General features: G+C 56.1%; 12 protein-coding genes. 8 read left to right on the top strand and 4 right to left on the bottom strand.

The window, feature by feature from the left end; all coding sequences use genetic code 11:
* Positions 1 to 73 precede the first annotated feature (73 nt).
* The 3 genes from CXP40_RS06720 to CXP40_RS06705 all read right to left on the bottom strand — a co-directional run bounded on the left by CXP40_RS06720 (position 74) and on the right by CXP40_RS06705 (position 2,427).
* Positions 74 to 724, bottom strand: a complete 651-nt coding sequence (locus CXP40_RS06720) for a hypothetical protein (RefSeq protein WP_106733149.1) — start codon at positions 722 to 724, stop codon at positions 74 to 76.
* A 1-nt stretch (position 725) separates the two neighbouring features.
* Entirely contained in the window at positions 726 to 1,121 is a 396-nt protein-coding gene (locus tag CXP40_RS06715; RefSeq protein ID WP_003459810.1) for a hypothetical protein, read from the bottom strand.
* A gap of 430 nt (positions 1,122 to 1,551) precedes the next feature.
* Complete coding sequence (locus tag CXP40_RS06705) at positions 1,552 to 2,427, bottom strand: WYL domain-containing protein (protein ID WP_003459811.1); 876 nt, start codon at positions 2,425 to 2,427, stop codon at positions 1,552 to 1,554.
* A gap of 173 nt (positions 2,428 to 2,600) precedes the next feature.
* Between CXP40_RS06705 and CXP40_RS06700 the strand changes: the two genes are divergently transcribed.
* The 8 genes from CXP40_RS06700 to CXP40_RS06665 all read left to right on the top strand — a co-directional run bounded on the left by CXP40_RS06700 (position 2,601) and on the right by CXP40_RS06665 (position 14,708).
* Positions 2,601 to 2,846, top strand: a complete 246-nt coding sequence (locus CXP40_RS06700) for a hypothetical protein (RefSeq protein ID WP_106733167.1) — start codon at positions 2,601 to 2,603, stop codon at positions 2,844 to 2,846.
* A 75-nt stretch (positions 2,847 to 2,921) separates the two neighbouring features.
* Positions 2,922 to 3,563 (top strand): hypothetical protein, encoded by a 642-nt coding sequence (locus tag CXP40_RS06695; RefSeq protein ID WP_003459813.1) that lies wholly within the window; start codon positions 2,922 to 2,924, stop codon positions 3,561 to 3,563.
* 88 nt (positions 3,564 to 3,651) lie between these two features.
* Positions 3,652 to 4,359 (top strand): hypothetical protein, encoded by a 708-nt coding sequence (locus CXP40_RS06690; RefSeq protein WP_106733148.1) that lies wholly within the window; start codon positions 3,652 to 3,654, stop codon positions 4,357 to 4,359.
* 348 nt (positions 4,360 to 4,707) lie between these two features.
* On the top strand, positions 4,708 to 6,633 hold the full coding sequence (locus CXP40_RS06685; RefSeq protein WP_106733147.1) for a class I SAM-dependent DNA methyltransferase: 1,926 nt from the start codon (positions 4,708 to 4,710) through the stop codon (positions 6,631 to 6,633).
* Positions 6,623 to 8,026, top strand: a complete 1,404-nt coding sequence (locus CXP40_RS06680) for a restriction endonuclease subunit S (RefSeq protein WP_106733146.1) — start codon at positions 6,623 to 6,625, stop codon at positions 8,024 to 8,026. The genes CXP40_RS06685 and CXP40_RS06680 overlap by 11 nt, the downstream gene beginning before the upstream one ends.
* A 12-nt stretch (positions 8,027 to 8,038) precedes the next feature.
* Positions 8,039 to 10,246, top strand: coding sequence for an AAA family ATPase (locus CXP40_RS23930; protein WP_256579252.1), 2,208 nt, complete (start codon positions 8,039 to 8,041; stop codon positions 10,244 to 10,246).
* A gap of 5 nt (positions 10,247 to 10,251) precedes the next feature.
* On the top strand, positions 10,252 to 11,595 hold the full coding sequence (locus CXP40_RS06670; RefSeq protein WP_256579251.1) for an McrC family protein: 1,344 nt from the start codon (positions 10,252 to 10,254) through the stop codon (positions 11,593 to 11,595).
* A gap of 11 nt (positions 11,596 to 11,606) precedes the next feature.
* The gene (locus CXP40_RS06665; RefSeq protein WP_106733144.1) at positions 11,607 to 14,708 is read left to right on the top strand and encodes a type I restriction endonuclease subunit R; all 3,102 of its coding nucleotides are present in this window, start codon (positions 11,607 to 11,609) and stop codon (positions 14,706 to 14,708) included.
* A 1,323-nt stretch (positions 14,709 to 16,031) separates the two neighbouring features.
* Here CXP40_RS06665 and CXP40_RS06660 read toward each other — a convergent pair.
* On the bottom strand, positions 16,032 to 17,303 hold the full coding sequence (locus CXP40_RS06660; RefSeq protein WP_106733143.1) for a tyrosine-type recombinase/integrase: 1,272 nt from the start codon (positions 17,301 to 17,303) through the stop codon (positions 16,032 to 16,034).
* Positions 17,304 to 17,345: the final 42 nt, after the last annotated feature.

Raw genomic sequence — 17,345 nt, 5'->3', positions numbered from 1 at the left:
TATTGTGATGGGTCATTGCGACGTAATGTGTCGCATGCTGACTTGGTAGCTTTTTACCCAGCGCGATAAGGCCTCAAATTTCAAGCTCTCCTAAGAGCATCAGCACAGGTAGGGCGTTTTTGTGGCTGGCGGTTGCAGCCAGCTTCAAATCATCAACGTTCGGATTGAGTTCTTCCAGGGCGCAGCCAAGGGCAGAGTAACTCCGCAACGATAAATCCGGACCTGCAAACAGAGAGGCAAAAAGGGTCTTGAAACGGCACTGCTGGAGCGCTTTCCATGGCACTTCTAGGGGATCGTCATAGGTGATGATGTGTATCACCAACTTCCGACTGGCACTGTTTCGTAGGCTATTGACTAGGTCCATCAAATCTATGCCCACAACCCCGTTGTGCATCAGCGCCACGCGAATCATATCGATGGCTTGCTCGGACCAGCTGATGAATTCACACGCATTCAGGGTGTGTGGGCATCTGACCTGATACGTATTCTCCGGCAAGACGCGAGCGCGGTCGGTCTGGTCGAAGTAAAGCGTAGCGAGCGCGCCATTTGCGGGCGGGCGGTAATCGAGCGGCGCATTGATGACAAAATTCAGATCGCTCAACCCTAGGGCGGACACCGGGTACTCCGCAGAGAAGCTGGTCTGCATGGACTCTTTAAGGGTCACAAAGTCCATAACACTTAAACGTGGCCAGTACATCGAATGCTTGATTTCAGGTGTCGACATATCATTCCCCTCGCTCAGCAACTTTCAGGCGAATGATCTTTCGGCTAACCGCCAAGTTGACCAGCCAGCTGATCAGTTGGGCGTAGTTAATGTCCTCCAATGCCGCAATCTGTTTGCGGGCCTCCTCCAGGCTGGCGAGCATCGCGCGCATGGCGTGGGCATCTAGGGTATCAGTGAGTCCTGCCCTGGACATGAGCGTGACAGGCTCAAGCAGGGCATCGAAGGCATCTTGCTGGATCAGCAGGCGCGACAGATTGCCCAGTTGCTCCTGTAGATGCTCGGGTGGTTCAGAAGGGCTGAGAAAACCGGCCAGGCTGATAATTCGACGACCCAGACGCTTGGTATTTGAGGTTTCCTGCAGAAGAGATTCGAGGTTTTCCTTGATGAGGCGGTCCATGGTGCTTCCTCTAAATACAGACAGCACCAATCGTGAATCACGCATGCGACACAATGGGTCGCAGGCGTGTTTGTTATGGACAATTATTCTCCGTTGAGACGAATACCCACATGCCCCTTACCCCTTCCTCAACCCAGCCACCTTCAAGAATATTTGAGCCCTCGAACATATGGAGAGTGGCCTTGCCATCGAAGCCATCAGCAGTTAGCAAGAAGTGGCCCGGTGTCTGTTCTTGCCCTCGGTGTGACGAGGTTTTGTCACTCTGAGGGTATTCGACAGTGATAAACCCCGCCTCGATTTGTACCTTTCAGGGCTGGTCCAAGGTGGCATCTGTTGTTCTACAGGTTTCCATACGGGCGTTTTCGTAGAGCATTGGGATCTCGCCTGTAGTTGGATGCTGGAGCCGATAGCCAGCTCGGAATAACGCGGTCTACAAATACAACCATTTCTGCAACTCATCCAGATTCACCACCACAATTTGCTGCGCCGTCGCTTTGGCATGCACCTTGGTTGGATCGATCTGATAGCGCTGCAATACGTACTGCACCAATGCGCCGCGTGTTTCGATCACCAGCCGCCCATCCTGCATACCGTAGTCGGTTTCGATGATGGCTTGCTGCTCAGGCTTCAGGCGTGAGTCGGGTTCAATGATGACCTGCACCTGGGTAGCCCAACCCGGGTCTTGCTCGCGGGTATTTTCGGTTTTGTCGTCCATCAACTCCGGCACACCACGAAAGCGGCTTAACACAAAGTCGCGGTAATCCCGGTTCTTCTCGCAATACGCACGCACATGCCAACGCATGCCGGTGTAGATCAGGGTATGCGGGGCGATCAGTCGAACTTCGGCCTCAGGTGTGGTGAACGACACATACTCGCACTCTAGCCGCAGACCTTCTCGGCAAGCCCGAAGGAGAGGGCGCAGCAGTTCCGGACGCACTGTGCGATCCGGCACCTGCAGCACCTCGGTATGCGCATAGGCCAGGGCCAGTCCCTCGACATGTGGGGCGCGATCACAATTCTGATTGAGTAGATGCAGATAGGCGCTGGCGCTGTCATCGATAAACAGCGGGGCAAACTGCTCGCTCGGTACATACCCCTTCAGATGTTTGTCATATGTCAGGTTATGGGGCGCATGCTCGTTGATATAGGTGTTGATGTCTTTTGACGCCTGCTGGCGGCTGATGCCAAAGCTCTGCATCAAGTGATTCGTGGTCAGGCGGCCTTCCCACCAGGCTACGGTCTCGATCAGGCGGTAGCGCAGCGCCAAATCCCAGCGCACAGACTCGATTGATTGCTTGCGTTTCATGGCCTCTCCATCTGCTCGAAAACTTTACCTGTACAGGTAAACACTCTGGATGCGTCGCTTAAAGCTACATATCTTGATGCTGTCGTTCAAGTCCGCTGCAACAGGGCGGACTGGCAAAGGGAGAGCAAAGCGTGTTTGGACTTGGGATGTCGTGGCTCGTTATGGGTATTTGCATGCTGCTTGTGCAAGGAGCTGGAATTGCCCTGTATTGGCAGCTCCTTAGGCGGCGTGAAGCGTTCGCTAGCTTGCAAAACGTACAGGCCCAGTTGAAGCAGTCGCTGATGCGGGTTTATCAGCAAGAGGATGAGATACGCGAGCTGACTGCTGGCCTGCGGGCGGAAAAAGCACATGTCGAGCAACTGCAGCGCCAGCTTGAGTTTACCCAAGAGCAGGCGAGGCAGAGACATCACGACTGTTAATTACCCGCAGACAAATCAATAAGGTTTGGGTACAACCTCTGGCAATGGATGCCTATTCACAAGGAACACATCAGGATGAAGAAACCAGCATCGGTGCAGGCCCTGGAAGAATTGGGTCGGGTCAAGCTCTCCAAGCACTTTTTTATGCGTGATTTCCTCTACTCGGAAATTAGCCAGATCGAAGGCATCCCCAATATTCCGGACTACCCGGATCGGGCCATCGAAGCCGGGCGTGGGCTTTGTGAAAACTTGCTGGAGCCACTGCAAGAGCGCTTTGGTCGAATTGCCATTCGCTCGGCGTATCGCTCATCGGCGGTAAATGCCAAGGGGGCGGAAGATGGCAATAACTGCGCGAAGAACGAAAGCAACTATGCCTCGCACATCTGGGACTACCTAGATGCAGAAGGCCACCTCGGGGCAACTGCCTGCATCGTAGTGCCGGCCTTGTTGCCCTGGTACGACGAACATAAAGACTGGACGCCACTAGCTTGGTGGATCCATGACAACTTGCCGTATGCCAGCCAGTACTGGTTCCCCAAACTGGCGGCGTTCAACCTGCGCTGGAGTGGCAATCCCAATGCGCTCCCCAGCATCAGCACCTACGTCAATAATCCGCACACGGGCGATAAAAAAGCCTTGGTGAAAGATGGCGTCGCAACCCTAGGCCTGGCTGAGCGAAAGGCGATTACTCAGCCCTGGTTAGCCAGCTTGGTGTAGGCGCTGCTCGTTGAATAGGCGAGCTGCTTCAGCATGTTGAACATCTCAATTGGGTGCAGGTATGCACCGTACGCAGGAAGGGAAAGCGATGAAACCTTTGTACATTACCGTTGAAGACCATGCAGTGCCGCAGTTGATCACCTCTGCATTGGAGGCCTACGAAATTGGGCGCACGAGCCCTCGAAAGAAAGAAGACAAACTGGAGACCTTTGGCCTGCTTTGGGGGTATATGACCCCCGAGCGGGGCAATCGCCCCCCGCGCATTATCGTGACAACCGCCACTGTTGAGACATCGGCCCTGGTGACCAAAGGCTCGGCCAACCCCGATCTGGGCTCGCTGCGCATGAAAATGGAGTTTGTCACACGCTATTGGCCTCATTTGGAGGTAGTGGGCACCTTTCACTCCCATCCATACGATTCATTAAGTGAGGCGCGCGAGTACAAAGGTTGGCAGGCATCCAGCCCGGACACTGTTGGGCCGAATCAGGGGGACACAGTGTTCTGGCCCAGGCTGCATGAAGAGCTTTTTCTGAATAATCCCTACCTCGGCCATCTGATTATCAGCGTGACCGCTCTGCAAAAAACAGGCTGGGCGTTGCCGAAAGCAATTGAGGGCGACTCGGGTTTTGAGTTGTCGCTAGGCAAGAGAAAGATCTGGATTACCAGTTACGCCAGCGAGGCCGTTGAGTACGAAGACGGGCCTGGAGCGCAGATGATGGACGCGCTCCCGGTGTTGGATATCCCATCGATGACCCACCGAGCGATTGAGGGCAATTTTGCCCAGGCAAGCGATTGACCCTTAAACCCTTGGGCTAAATGGGCAAGGTGCCGCTATGCCTCTTGCCGTAAAGCTGGAAGAAAGACTCCAAAGAAGAGGCTACTTGGCTTAAGCGCTGCGCATCGCTGGGCGGGGAAACTGGCCGCACGGACACAAACTATTGGCTATGGCTTTACCCCTGTGCGGCCAGTGGATAAGGTGACGAGCATCACAGCATGGCAGGCCGCGGTATCCCAGGGATGGCCTCTCCAGTCGTATTGGCGCACCGCCCAATACGCGTCACACAGCCATCCCCCACGCCTATTGCCATCACCGTTTTTAGTATCGGCGCGCCGCCAATATGCAGCGCGTATTGAGGAGTGTTGTATGAGTGGTTTGGCCCAACTTGGCGAAGCCCTGCTGGCTGCAGTGCCGGCGGATGGCAGCAGCATCGGTAATCAAACATTGTTTGAGCGGTTAAAAGCGCAGTTGCCGGAAATCAGTGAAGAGCAACTCTGGGCGGCCCGCGATGCGCTGATCGAGCAGGGCGTGCTGGTCAAAGGCCGTGGTCGCGGTGGTTCGGTCCTACGCGCGCCAGCGTCGGGCAGCAGCTTGGCGGATCAGGTGTTGAACAAAGCCCGTGAGCGCATGGCTCCGGTGAACACCGAAGAAGTCTCAGCCGGTTATGTGGTGCAAGCCGCCGCCGCGGTGAAAAAGGCCAAAGCGCCCAAGCAGCAGGCCACCAGCATTGAGGCCATGGAGAAAACCCTCTGGGCCACTGCCGACAAGCTGCGCGCCAATATGGACGCCGCCGAGTACAAGCACATCGTGCTCGGGCTGATCTTCCTCAAGTACATCTCCGACAGCTTCGCCGGCCGGCGCGCCGAACTGGAGCGCAAGCTCACTGACGAGAACGACGACTACTACCTGGGTGATGACGACCCAGAGGCGCTTAACGCCGAGTTGGAAGACCGCGACTACTACCGCGAAGTCAACGTGTTCTGGGTGCCGGAAGTGGCGCGCTGGGAGTCGATCCGCGCCGCCGCCAAACAGGTGGATATCGGCAAGCGCATCGACGACGCCCTGGCCGCTATCGAGGCGGAAAACCCCAAGCTGAAGAACATCCTCGACAAGCGATTCGCTCGTGCCCAGTTGCCGGATGGCAAGCTGGGTGAGCTGGTAGACCTAATCTCCACCATCGGTTTTGGCCAGGACATCAGCAAGGCCCGCGATCTGCTCGGCCAGGTCTACGAATACTTCCTCGGCCAATTTGCCAGCGCCGAAGGGCGCAGGGGCGGGCAGTTCTATACGCCAGCCAGCATCGTGAAAACCCTGGTGGCGGTGCTTAACCCGCACCATGGCAAGGTCTACGACCCCTGCTGCGGTTCGGGTGGCATGTTTGTGCAGTCCGAGAAGTTTATCGAGGCCCACGGCGGCAAGCTGGGCGACGTATCCATCTACGGGCAGGAAGCCAACCCCACCACCTGGCGCCTGGCGGCGATGAACCTGGCGATTCGTGGCATCGACTTCAACCTGGGCAAAGAGCCGGCCGACACTTTCGTCCGTAACCAGCACAGCGACCTGCGTGCCGACTTTGTGTTGGCAAATCCGCCGTTCAATATCAGCGACTGGTGGCACGGCAGCCTAGAAGGCGACCCGCGTTGGGTGTATGGCACCCCGCCGCAAGGCAACGCTAACTACGCCTGGCTGCAACATATGCTCTACCACCTCAAGCCCAATGGCCGCGCCGGTATCGTGCTGGCCAACGGCTCGATGAGCTCTAGCCAGAACAGCGAAGGCGATATCCGCAAAGCCATGGTCGAGGCCGACGTGGTGGAGGTGATGGTGGCGTTGCCCGGCCAGCTGTTCTTCAACACCCAGATTCCCGCCTGCCTGTGGTTCCTCGCTAAACAGAAAACCGCTCGCCCCGGCGAAGTGCTGTTTATCGACGCACGCAAACTCGGTATCAGTGTCAGCCGTGTGCAGATCGAGCTGACCGATGCCGATATCGAACGCATCGCCCAAACCGTCGCCAACTGGCGCGGTGAACCGCTGGATGTCGGCGGTGAGATTGCCGAATACCAAGACATCGCCGGCTTCTGCCGCAGCGTCAAACTGGCGGAAATCGCCGAGCACGGCCATGTGCTGACGCCGGGCCGTTATGTCGGTGCCGAAGAGGTCGAAGACGACGACGAAGCCTTTGCCGAGAAGATGCAGCGGCTGACAAAGCAGTTGGGCGAGCAGATGGAGAAGGGCGCGGAACTCGATCAGTTGATCCGGCAAAAGCTGGGGGGGCTGGGGTATGAGTTCTGAGTGGCAGACAACAACGTTTGCTGAAGCTCCGTTTACGGTAATTGATGGGGATCGGGGAGCAAACTATCCGAAGCAACACGAATTCAGCTCGGCTGGGCACTGTTTGTTCCTGAACGCAGGGAACGTGACCCTCGGTGGATTCGTGTTTTCCGATTGTGCTTTCATAACTGAGGAAAAGGATTCGATCCTACGTAAGGGAAAACTTGTTCGACACGACCTTGTACTTACGACGCGTGGAACGGTTGGAAACGTTGCTTATTATTCGGATGAGGTGCCGTTTTCGCACATCCGCATTAACTCTGGGATGGTAATTTTTCGGCCTGATCAGGCTAGGATTGATCCTTATTATCTGTACTTGTTTTTGCGATCTAAAAACTTTAACGATCAAGTTGCTTTCCTGACCTCTGGCAGCGCCCAACCTCAGCTTCCAATTCGCGACATGAATCGCGTAGAGATGCCCCTTCCTCCTTTGGAGGATCAACGCAGAATCTGTTCGATCCTCCGCTCTCTCGACGACCGCATCACTCTGCTACGCGAAACCAACGCCACCCTGGAAGCCATCGCCCAGACGCTGTTCAAATCCTGGTTCGTCGATTTCGATCCCGTACACGCCAACGCCGAAGGGCGAGCACGCCAGGATGGCGAGCGCAGCGGGCAACCAAGGATGCCGCAGGCATCCGACTTGCCCAGGCCTGGAGCGGAGGCAGGAGCCGAAACGCAAGGACAGCCGGAGGGCATGGACGCCGCCACCGCCGCCCTGTTCCCCGATAGCTTCGAAGAGTCCGAAATGGGCTTGGTGCCGAAGGGGTGGCAGAGGCTTGCTTTCACCGAAACAGTAAAAGTTATTGGCGGGGGTACTCCTAAGACTTCTGTGCCGGAGTACTGGGATGGCGATATTCCTTGGTTCTCGGTCGTTGACGCCCCGGCAGTTACTGATGTGTTTGTGATCGATACCGTCAAGCACATTTCTGTGGCAGGGCTAAACGGCTCATCGACCAAGCTGTTGCCTGAAGGAACAACGATTATTTCGGCTCGCGGCACAGTAGGCCGCTTGGCTTTAGTCGGCAGAGAAATGGCGATGAACCAATCTTGCTATGGCCTACGAGGTATATCCGGTGATGCCTATTTCACCTACTTCAGCACGTATCGTTTAGTCGAGTCGCTAAAGCAGCGCAGCCACGGCTCGGTGTTTGACACTATTACTACCGAGACAATGAAGGGCGTTACGGTCATTTATCCTGACGAAAATGTCATCAATGCGTTTGAAGCAGCTTTGAGTCCAGTCATGGGCCGGATGAAAGAAAACCTGCAGCAAGCCCAAACCCTCACCCAACTCCGCGACACCCTCTTACCCCGTCTAATCTCTGGCCAGCTTCGACTGCCAAAAGAGTAAGGAAAAGGTCTCATGGCAACATTTGATGAGCGGCAACAGGCTTGGGAGGATTTTTTGCTGCGCTGGCCACTTCGGGGGCTGAGTAAATTGACGCCGAGCACTTATAACAAGAGCGGCGATCAGGACACATTTACCTATTGGTTAGAGTTTGGCCCTGGCCGGCTACTTGGCTCAATAAAGGGTGGTGATTCGTCCAAGCTGGGTTTGTACGAACGTAAAAATGAGCCTAAGAGGCCGCGAGTTCATGTGCAGGCTGGCGATGTGTACTCATGGAAAAAGAAGTACGGCACTTCTGTTGATGAAGCCTTTGCAACCATTCGCTCACGAATCGTGGAGGTTGCTAAGGCTGCCAGCAAGGGTGACCTGCAGCACATTCAGGAAATTGATCTTGAGCATGTGCTGAAATGGAAAGTTGCTTTTATCTATCAGGACGCTAATGCCCCCTGTGTACTGCCGATCTACAACTACAAAAGTCTCTGTGTAATTGCCGGCGAGACTGATAAGCGTGTTACTCAGGCTGATCTCTACACGCGCCTGCTGGCGCAGCGAGGTGAAAGCCCTGTTTTGCTGTATGGATTTGACCTATGGAACGCTATGGAGGATGAGCCTGTCGATCAGGAAGTCAGCGATGGCTGGGAGAGTGAAGGCGATAACAAAGAAAAGGCTTGTGAGCATCCGTTGAACCAAATTCTTTTTGGCCCCCCTGGTACAGGCAAAACCTACAACACCATCAATCAGGCACTGTCTATTCTGGCGCCGGATGTCTTGGCGCAGAACAGTGGTGATGACCCCGAGTCCCGTAAGCGTCTGAAGACCGAGTTCGACCGCTTCGTTGCGGCCGAGCGAGTGCGCTTTGTTACCTTTCACCAGAGCTTTAGCTACGAGGACTTTGTAGAGGGACTGCGGGCTTTACCGCCGAACAGTGAGGGTAATCCCGGCACATCACTAGCCTACGATGTGGCCAAGGGGGTGTTCGTCCAATTGTGCCTGGATGCCAGCGGCGACCCAGTTCTTGAGCAGAAGCTCGGTTTGAAGAAAGACCCGACCATTTGGAAAATTTCCATTGAAGAGGCCAGTAGCGACGGGCGAACCCGTCGTTACTGTTTCAACCACGGCGAAGCGCGTATCGGCTGGCATAAGGTGGGTGATATTCGACAGGCCGACCTGACCGATCCCTCGCTCAAGCTGGGCAGCAATGATCAAAGTTCACTTGCGAGCTTCGGGGGGGAAATTGAAGAGGGCGATGTGTTGGTTTGCCTGGGTACTCGCAAGAGTATCTGCGCGGTAGGGGTGGTGAGCGGGGATTATGAATACAACCCTGATGTGCCTGAAGGAGTACGTAAGGACTATGTACATCGTCTGCCGGTCAACTGGCTGCTGAACGATATTGACTTTGACATCACCACGCTCAATGGCGGTCGTGGAATGACACTGAAAACGGTGTATCCCATGAGCCGTATTGGTTGGCCTGAGTTGCAGCAGGGTTTGCGACAGGCTGGTTTCAGCTTAGAGGTCGAGGCGAAACAGCCGGCGACCGGGCAAAAACTGCCGTATGTGCTGATTATCGATGAGATCAACCGGGGCAATATTTCGCGCATTTTTGGGGAGCTGATCACTCTGATCGAACCCTCCAAACGCACTGGTGCAGTAGAGGCACTTGAAGTGGTATTGCCTTACTCGAAGCGGCATTTCAGCGTGCCGGAGAACGTCTACCTGATCGGTACCATGAACACGGCTGACCGCTCGCTGGCTGGTTTGGATATCGCCTTGCGCCGACGCTTTGTGTTCCGCGAGATGCCGCCGCGCCCTGACTTGCTCAAAGATGTACTGGTGCAGGGGCTGAACATTGGCCGACTGCTGGAGAAGATGAATCAGCGCATTGAGGTGCTACTGGATCGTGATCACGCTCTGGGGCATGCCTACTTTATGCCACTGAAAGATGACAGCTCGCTGGCGCGGTTGGAGCTGATCTTCCGCAATCAAATTCTGCCGTTATTGCAGGAGTATTTCTTTGAGGATTGGCAGCGCATCGGTTGGGTGCTGAACGACCAGAGCGCTAGCGCTAATGGTACGGAACCCTTTATTCGTCGCCCGCAAAGCGAACTGAACCTTGCCGATCTGTTTGGTAGTGGCGTAGCTGAGAAACTCAATGATCAGCGTTGGGAGCTGAACGATCAGGCGTTCAGCTCTCTCGCCAGCTATCAGAACATTTTGGGGTGACTGCTGTGGCCAGCCAGCACGTCACTATCCGCGAATACGCCCGGTTGACCACCGACGCGGTCGGTTGCTCGCTTGACTTGGCGCAGGTTTCGCCCAGTGCCTTCGACTGGCTGTGTGAGCTAAGCGCCAGCTTTAACCGTAATGGCGCCACGCTGTTGCAGGTAGAAGGGCGCAGCTCGCTAAAGTGGGACAGCTACGTGGGCGTGTTGGAAACGCCCTGCGGCACACGGCTGGAGATTTTGCCCAAACACCATGAACGGGATGACTGTCTGGTTAAGAGCCGCCAGTTGCTGCGCAAGCTTATTCAGCGTGCCTTGCAGCTAAAGCCCCGTGAAGCTTCGGTGGCCAGCTTGGAACTGTTCGACGCGCCGCTAAGTGAATGGGTGATGGGGCAGTTTTTGGCCGAGCTGGATCTGCTGGTGAAACGCGGCGTGCGCTTCGACTATCAGCGCATCGAGGAAGAGCAGCGCTTTCTGCGTGGCCAGCTCAATGTGGTGGCACAGATGCGCCAGCCACCAGGGCGACAGCATCACTTCCAGATTCGCCACGATGTTTTTCTGCCTGATCGGGCCGAGAACCGCTTGCTCAAGCTGGCGCTGGAGCAGGTGTCCACCAGTACGCAGGACGCTGGTAACTGGCGTTTGGCTAACGAACTGCGCACGATGCTCGCCGAGTTACCCGCCAGCCGGCAGGTGACCCAAGACTTTCGGGCGTGGAGCCGCGATCGGCTGATGGCGCATTATCAGGCGGTTAAACCCTGGTGCGAGCTGATCCTCAATCAGCAGATGCCAATGGCCGTGAGTGGCGACTGGCGCGGCATGAGCCTGCTGTTCCCGATGGAGAAGCTGTTCGAGTGTTACGTGGAAGGTTGGCTGCGTAAGCAGTTAGCGCCTGCTGCGCGTTTAACCAGCCAGGCCAGCCGTGCCTACCTGTGTGAGCATGGTCAAGAGCGTATGTTCTGCCTGAAGCCGGATTTGCTGATAGATACGACTGAGCAGCGTTGGATTCTCGACACCAAGTGGAAGCGGGTGGATGCGCGTAAGCCTGAGAACAATTACGACCTGAGTCAGGCTGATTTCTACCAGCTGTTTGCCTATGGTCATAAATACCGCATCAATACAGGTACACCGAAGTTGGTGCTGATTTATCCCTCTTGGTCAGGGCTGAAACAGGCGCTGCCGGCGTTTGATTACGGGCAGGGGATGAGCCTGTGGGCTTTACCTTTTGACCTTGATGGTGATCGACTGCTGGATGCCGATTTCGCCGGTATTCCGTTGGTCGGTAAGCGCACCGATCAAGTGACCGTACAAGTAAGCGATCAAGCATATGCAGCAGCAATTGCCAGGTAAGGCCGATAAGAATGACTGAAGACCAACTGGAACAAGAAACCCTCGGCTGGCTGGCGGAGGTTGGCTATAGCCACCTGTACGGCCCGGATATCGCCCATGACGGTGATAGCCCCGAGCGCGAGAACTATCGCCAGGTGCTGCTGGTTGAGCGTTTGCGTCATGCCATTGCGCGGTTAAACCCGTCTGTGCCCTTGGCGGCACGTGAGGATGCACTCAAGCAGGTTGTGGATTTGGGGCTGCCGATTCAGCTCTCGGCCAACCGTTTGTTCCATCGCCTGCTGGTTAGCGGGGTGCCGGTGCAGTACCAGAAGGACGGCGAAACCCGCGGTGACTTTGTTCGCCTGATCGACTGGGCCGATGTGCGGGCCAACGAGTGGCTGGCGATCAATCAGTTCAGTATTCAGGGGCCGAAGCATACGCGCCGGCCAGACATCATCCTGTTCGTCAACGGTCTGCCGCTGGTGCTGCTAGAGCTGAAGAACCCGGCAGATGTGAATGCGGATCTGGTGAAGGCGTTTGATCAGATCCAGACCTACAAAGAGCAGATCCCGGACGTCTTCCACTACAACGAGATTCTGGTGATCAGCGATGGCAGCGAGGCGCGCATGGGCTCGTTGTCGGCGGACATTGAGCGTTTTGCGCGCTGGCGCACCATCGATGGTGTGACCGTCGACCCGCTGGGCGAGTTCAACGAGCTGGAAACCCTGGTGCGTGGCGTGCTGCAACCGGCGCTGCTGCTGGATTACCTGCGTTACTTCGTGCTGTTCGAGGATGATGGCCGGTTGGTCAAGAAGATTGCCGGTTATCACCAGTTCCATGCCGTGCGTGCGGCCATCCAACAGGTGGTCAGCGCCTCGCGCCCAGGTGGCACGCACAAGGGCGGGGTGGTTTGGCACACCCAGGGCTCGGGCAAGAGCATCACCATGACCTGCTTCGCTGCACGGGTGATGCAGGAAGCGGCGATGGAAAACCCGACCATTGTGGTGATCACCGACCGCAATGACCTGGACGGCCAGTTGTTCGGCGTTTTCTCGCTGTCGCAGGATTTGCTGCGTGAGCAGCCGGTGCAGGTGGCTACGCGCGGCGATCTGCGCGAGAAACTGGCTAACCGCCCGAGTGGCGGCATTGTGTTTGCCACCATTCAGAAGTTCATGCCGGGCGAGGATGAAGACACTTTTCCGGTGCTTTCGGAGCGCTCGAACATCGTGGTGGTGGCCGACGAGGCGCACCGCACCCAATATGGCTTCAGTGCTTCGCTGAAGGTGCCGGACCTTAAGGTGGCCGAGGCCAGTGCCCGCTATCAGGTGGGCTATGCCCAGCACCTGCGCGATGCCTTGCCCAATGCCACCTTCGTGGCTTTTACCGGCACGCCCGTGTCCAGCGAGGACCGCGATACCCGCGCGGTGTTCGGTGACTACATCCACGTCTACGACATGCAGCAGGCCAAGGAAGATGGCGCCACCGTGGCCATCTACTACGAGTCGCGGCTGGCCAAGTTGTCGCTCAAGGACACGGAGCTGGCGCATATCGACGAGGAGGTCGACGAGCTGGCCGAAGATGAGGAAGAGGATCAGCAGTCGCGCTTGAAGTCGCGCTGGGCCGCGTTGGAAAAAGTCGTGGGGGCCGAGCCGCGTATCAAGAGCGTGGCGGCCGATCTGGTGGCGCACTTCGAGGAGCGCAACCAGGCGCAAAGCGGCAAGGCCATGGTGGTGGCCATGAGTCGCGAGATCTGCGTGCACCTGTACAACGAGATCATCGCTCTGCGCCCCGAATGGCACGACGAGGACCCGGAGAAGGGCGCGGTGAAGATCGTTATGACCGGTAGCGCATCGGACAAGGCACTGCTGCGCCCGCATATTTATCCCGGCCAGGTGAAGAAACGCTTGGAGAAGCGTTTCAAGGATCCTGCTGATCCGCTGCAACTGGTGATAGTCCGCGACATGTGGCTGACTGGCTTCGATGCGCCTTGCGTGCATACCCTGTATGTCGACAAACCGATGAAGGGCCACAATCTGATGCAGGCCATCGCCCGGGTGAACCGGGTGTTCAAGGACAAGCAGGGTGGCCTGGTGGTGGATTACATCGGCATTGCCAACGAACTGAAGGCGGCGCTCAAGGAGTACACCGCCAGCAAGGGCAGGGGGCGGCCCACCGTCGATGCGTACGAAGCCTACGCGGTGCTGGAGGAAAAGCTCGATGTGTTGCGCAGCCTGCTGCACGGCTTTGACTACAGCGATTTCCTGACCGGCGGGCACAAGCTGCTGGCCGGTGCTGCCAACCATGTGCTGGGGCTGGAGGACGGCAAAAAGCGCTTTGCTGACAATGCGTTGGCCATGAGCAAGGCTTTTACCCTGTGCTGCACCCTGGACGAGGCCAAGGCGGTACGTGAGGAAGTGGCTTTCCTGCAGGCCATCAAGGTGCTGCTGACGAAGCGCGAGATCAGCGCCAAGAAAAAGACCGATGAAGAGCGCGAGCTAGCCATCCGCCAGATCATCGGAAATGCAGTTGTCTCTGGGGATGTCGTTGATGTGTTCGCGGCGGTTGGCTTGGACAAGCCCAATATCGGCCTGCTGGATGACGAGTTCCTCGCCGAGGTGCGCAACCTGCCGGAGAAGAACCTCGCCGTTGAGTTGCTGGAGCGCCTGCTGGAAGGCGAGATCAAGAGCAAGTTCGCCAGCAATCTGGCCCAGGAGAAGAAGTTCTCTGAACTGCTCGATAGCGTAATCAAGCGCTACCAGAACCGTTCCATCGAAACCGCCCAGGTCATCGAAGAGCTGATCGAGATGGCCAAGAAGTTCGCCGCTGCCAGCAAGCGCGGTGACCAGTTGGGGCTGAATGACGATGAATTGGCTTTCTACGATGCCTTGGCTAATAACGAAGCTTCGGTACGTGAGCTGGGTGACGAGATTCTCGCCAAGATTGCCCATGAACTCACCGACAGCCTGCGCCAGAACGTAACGGTCGATTGGAGTAATCGAGACAGTGTGCGTGCCAAACTGAGGCTTTTGGTTAAGCGCATCCTGCGCAAATACAAATACCCGCCGGATCAGCAGGAGGAGGCGGCGCAGCTGGTACTGGCGCAGGCGGAGACGCTGTGTGAGGCGTGGATGTAGTTGTGCCTCAGCGTGTTGAGGTCGATTTGACCAAGCGTAAGCTGACGTGGAAGCGGTGGAAGTATGTTGGCGGTCTCGGTCTAAGTCATGCCAAGCCATGCTCCGCATCGAATGACCAGCCACTCACCTGCGGCGAGTGAAAAGCTGCTTTTTGACAACAAAGCCTGTCGCTGCGCGAAGGCAGTCGACCATTTTGCTCCTTTGCTCGGTTTCGCTTCACATTCGTTACGCTGACCTCACAAACGATCAAAACGCCCAACTGCCCCATACTTGAAGATTTCAAGTATGGGGGGAGGGGGCGTACTTGAAGAATCGCCTGGACGGCTGCTTCAAGTACGCCCCCTCCCGTGTATTTGTTGTCAAAGTCAAAGCTTAGCCAGCCCGGCAGGCCGGGCTGAAAAGACGGCCTTGCGGGTGGTGCGGCGTTTAGCTGCTCATGCCGTTTGCGATCAAATTCAAAAAGTAGCCAGCGCTAGTGGCGCCGCAGTGACGAGCTCGGCGTCAAAAAAGTGCTGATGGCCATGCAGAAGAAGCTTCATTCAAAATGCTCGCCATGCGGTGGTGATTTGGTTATGAAAAAAGTCACCGAAGTCAGTGTTTTCAAGGGTTGCAGCGATAATATAACCAAAAAAAGGAGTGCCAGTTTTGGCACGTTTTGCGCCACTAGAGGCCAGTACGGTGTCAGTCCCGGCTTCCTCCAGTGCCACTAGTGGCACTCAAACTGCCTCTAGTGGCACGATCCGGGTGTCACAAAACGTGTGTGCGACACGCATGGTGTATCGCAGCAACTGAGTGCGACATGGTTGGAGTGTCGCAATGCGCGCGTGCGACAGACCGAGAGTGTCGCATTGATGTTCTGCGATACACCCTGAATATCGCAGGCCAGACCGTGCGACACGAAGGTTGTGTCGCAAATCTGCAACCACATTGCCGGTACCGCTTGAGGCACGGTATGGGTGTCGCAATGAGCATGTGCGACATGCTGGGTGTGTCGTAGTCAGTTCATGCGACAGGGGGCGCGTATCGCAGCGTGAGCGTGCGACAGCCCAAGTGTGTCGCATTGCGGTGTCTCTGATACACAATGGGTCCCGGTTTGCCGGTACATGTAGCGGTCTGTTGTCAGTCTAAGCTGGGGTCGTAGCCGTATGTGATCACTCAGTGCCGGCGGCATTCTGGTCTCATCAGCGCTCTGCGACAGGTTAGCAATATCGCTGATGCCTGAAAGCTTTCTAAAGATGCAAAAAGGCCGCACTGACGGCGGCCCTTATTGATCCCTCATCGCATCATCTCCAGCTGATGATGGTTCCCTTCTTTTAGAAGGGGCTAGTGCAACGTCTTCCTCGCTCTCCGGCCACGTTTGCTGCGTCCTGCCTGGCTGCTCATCAAATGCTTGAAATGCTTCCAGTTTATGTCGCCCAAGGGCAGGTTGTAGCTTAGGTGGCGTTCCAGTGTATCCAGCAAAAGCACGGACTGCGGCTTTTCTAGGTAGTGCTCTTGGGTGACTTCGAGCTTGCCGTCAGAATGGCCCAGCAGATGTGCAATGGTGGTTGCCGGTACATTCGATTTCTCAAGCCGGACCGCAAACGTGCGGCGGAAGCTTTTAAAATTAAAGCCGCCATCCAATGCCACGGGACAATGCTGTCCTATAAATCCGGCGCCTGTTACGGGGCCGCAGAAGAAACGGCTCGCGGCGCGCGAGTAGAGGTGTTTCTCGTCAAAGCGCAGCTCTGAAAAAAGCAGAGCATCCGGGCCTTCGGCCTGGCGGCGCTCCGTCACGAAGTCGAGAAAGCCCATTGTGATCAGCTTCGAGCAAATTGGGATCTCGCGTCTCGATTGCTCATTTTTCAGCGACTTATTGAAGCCGTTGTCGTTGATGCTGATCAGGGGCACGCCATGGGCGTCTTCGATCACATCATGGGCGCGTAGCTGGCAGAGCTCGTTGAGTCTGGCTCCAGTGAAGAGTCCAAGGGGCATCAGCCAAAAACAATAGCTCTGCGCATCTTGGAGAACTTGCGCTGCAGGTGTGCTCGAATCGTATGCCTGATAAGGCCAGCTATTGAAGAGGCTTACGAGGTTTGAGTCGAGGAACGACTTGGTGATCTTCGATTTAGTGGTCTGGCAGCCTTTGATCTTGAGGTCTTCATCAATCCAGTGATCATTGGTTGCTTGATCTAGCATGCGATTAAACAGCCGGAAGTAGGCTTGAAGGTTATCGCCTTGGCTGCTCGACGTGTTGTTCTTCCTAAGCAGCTTTGGGAGCTCGTCCTTTAGCGCTTCGATATCGTGATTGCTTAGGCTGGCTACTCGGCGCATGGGATCATCATGAGTAAGGACGGCCTTGATTTTGGTCATCCTGGCTCTGAGTTGGTATGCCGACTTTGCGTTGTGATGATTCTCACGAAGGAAACGATTCAGCACGTTGTCCATGAACTCGGCCAGTAGCGGCGAGTTGTGGTGTCGATAAAACGATTCAGAAATCTTGGCGAGGTGTGGCATCGCCAGTTTCAAGATTTCCGGGTCATGCCCAGCAGCTAAAGCTAGCGATAGGCCATGGGTGATTGGGACGGAGATATGGGATGGGTTCAGCGCATTCATAGGTGCCTCACTAGTTAATTGAGGCACCACAATATCACTGTA

Origin of the sequence: Pseudomonas sp. YY-1 (assembly GCF_002843095.1) — a bacterium.
Lineage (GTDB): Bacteria > Pseudomonadota > Gammaproteobacteria > Pseudomonadales > Pseudomonadaceae > Aquipseudomonas > Aquipseudomonas sediminis_A.
The sequence above is the reverse complement of the archived record's forward strand: the minus strand, read 5'-3'. Positions and strand labels throughout refer to the sequence as shown.

Bases quoted from the DNA above. Each gene is read 5' to 3' on its own strand.
- CXP40_RS06720 (WP_106733149.1), bottom strand. From the start codon at position 724: ATGTCGACACCTGAAATCAAGCATTCGATGTACTGGCCACGTTTAAGT.
- CXP40_RS06660 (WP_106733143.1), bottom strand. From the start codon at position 17,303: ATGAATGCGCTGAACCCATCCCATATCTCCGTCCCAATCACCCATGGC.
- CXP40_RS06695 (WP_003459813.1), top strand. From the start codon at position 2,922: ATGAAGAAACCAGCATCGGTGCAGGCCCTGGAAGAATTGGGTCGGGTC.
- CXP40_RS06665 (WP_106733144.1), top strand. From the start codon at position 11,607: ATGACTGAAGACCAACTGGAACAAGAAACCCTCGGCTGGCTGGCGGAG.
- CXP40_RS23930 (WP_256579252.1), top strand. From the start codon at position 8,039: ATGGCAACATTTGATGAGCGGCAACAGGCTTGGGAGGATTTTTTGCTG.
- CXP40_RS06680 (WP_106733146.1), top strand. From the start codon at position 6,623: ATGAGTTCTGAGTGGCAGACAACAACGTTTGCTGAAGCTCCGTTTACG.
- CXP40_RS06685 (WP_106733147.1), top strand. From the start codon at position 4,708: ATGAGTGGTTTGGCCCAACTTGGCGAAGCCCTGCTGGCTGCAGTGCCG.
- CXP40_RS06705 (WP_003459811.1), bottom strand. From the start codon at position 2,427: ATGAAACGCAAGCAATCAATCGAGTCTGTGCGCTGGGATTTGGCGCTG.
- CXP40_RS06690 (WP_106733148.1), top strand. From the start codon at position 3,652: ATGAAACCTTTGTACATTACCGTTGAAGACCATGCAGTGCCGCAGTTG.
- CXP40_RS06700 (WP_106733167.1), top strand. From the start codon at position 2,601: ATGCTGCTTGTGCAAGGAGCTGGAATTGCCCTGTATTGGCAGCTCCTT.
- CXP40_RS06715 (WP_003459810.1), bottom strand. From the start codon at position 1,121: ATGGACCGCCTCATCAAGGAAAACCTCGAATCTCTTCTGCAGGAAACC.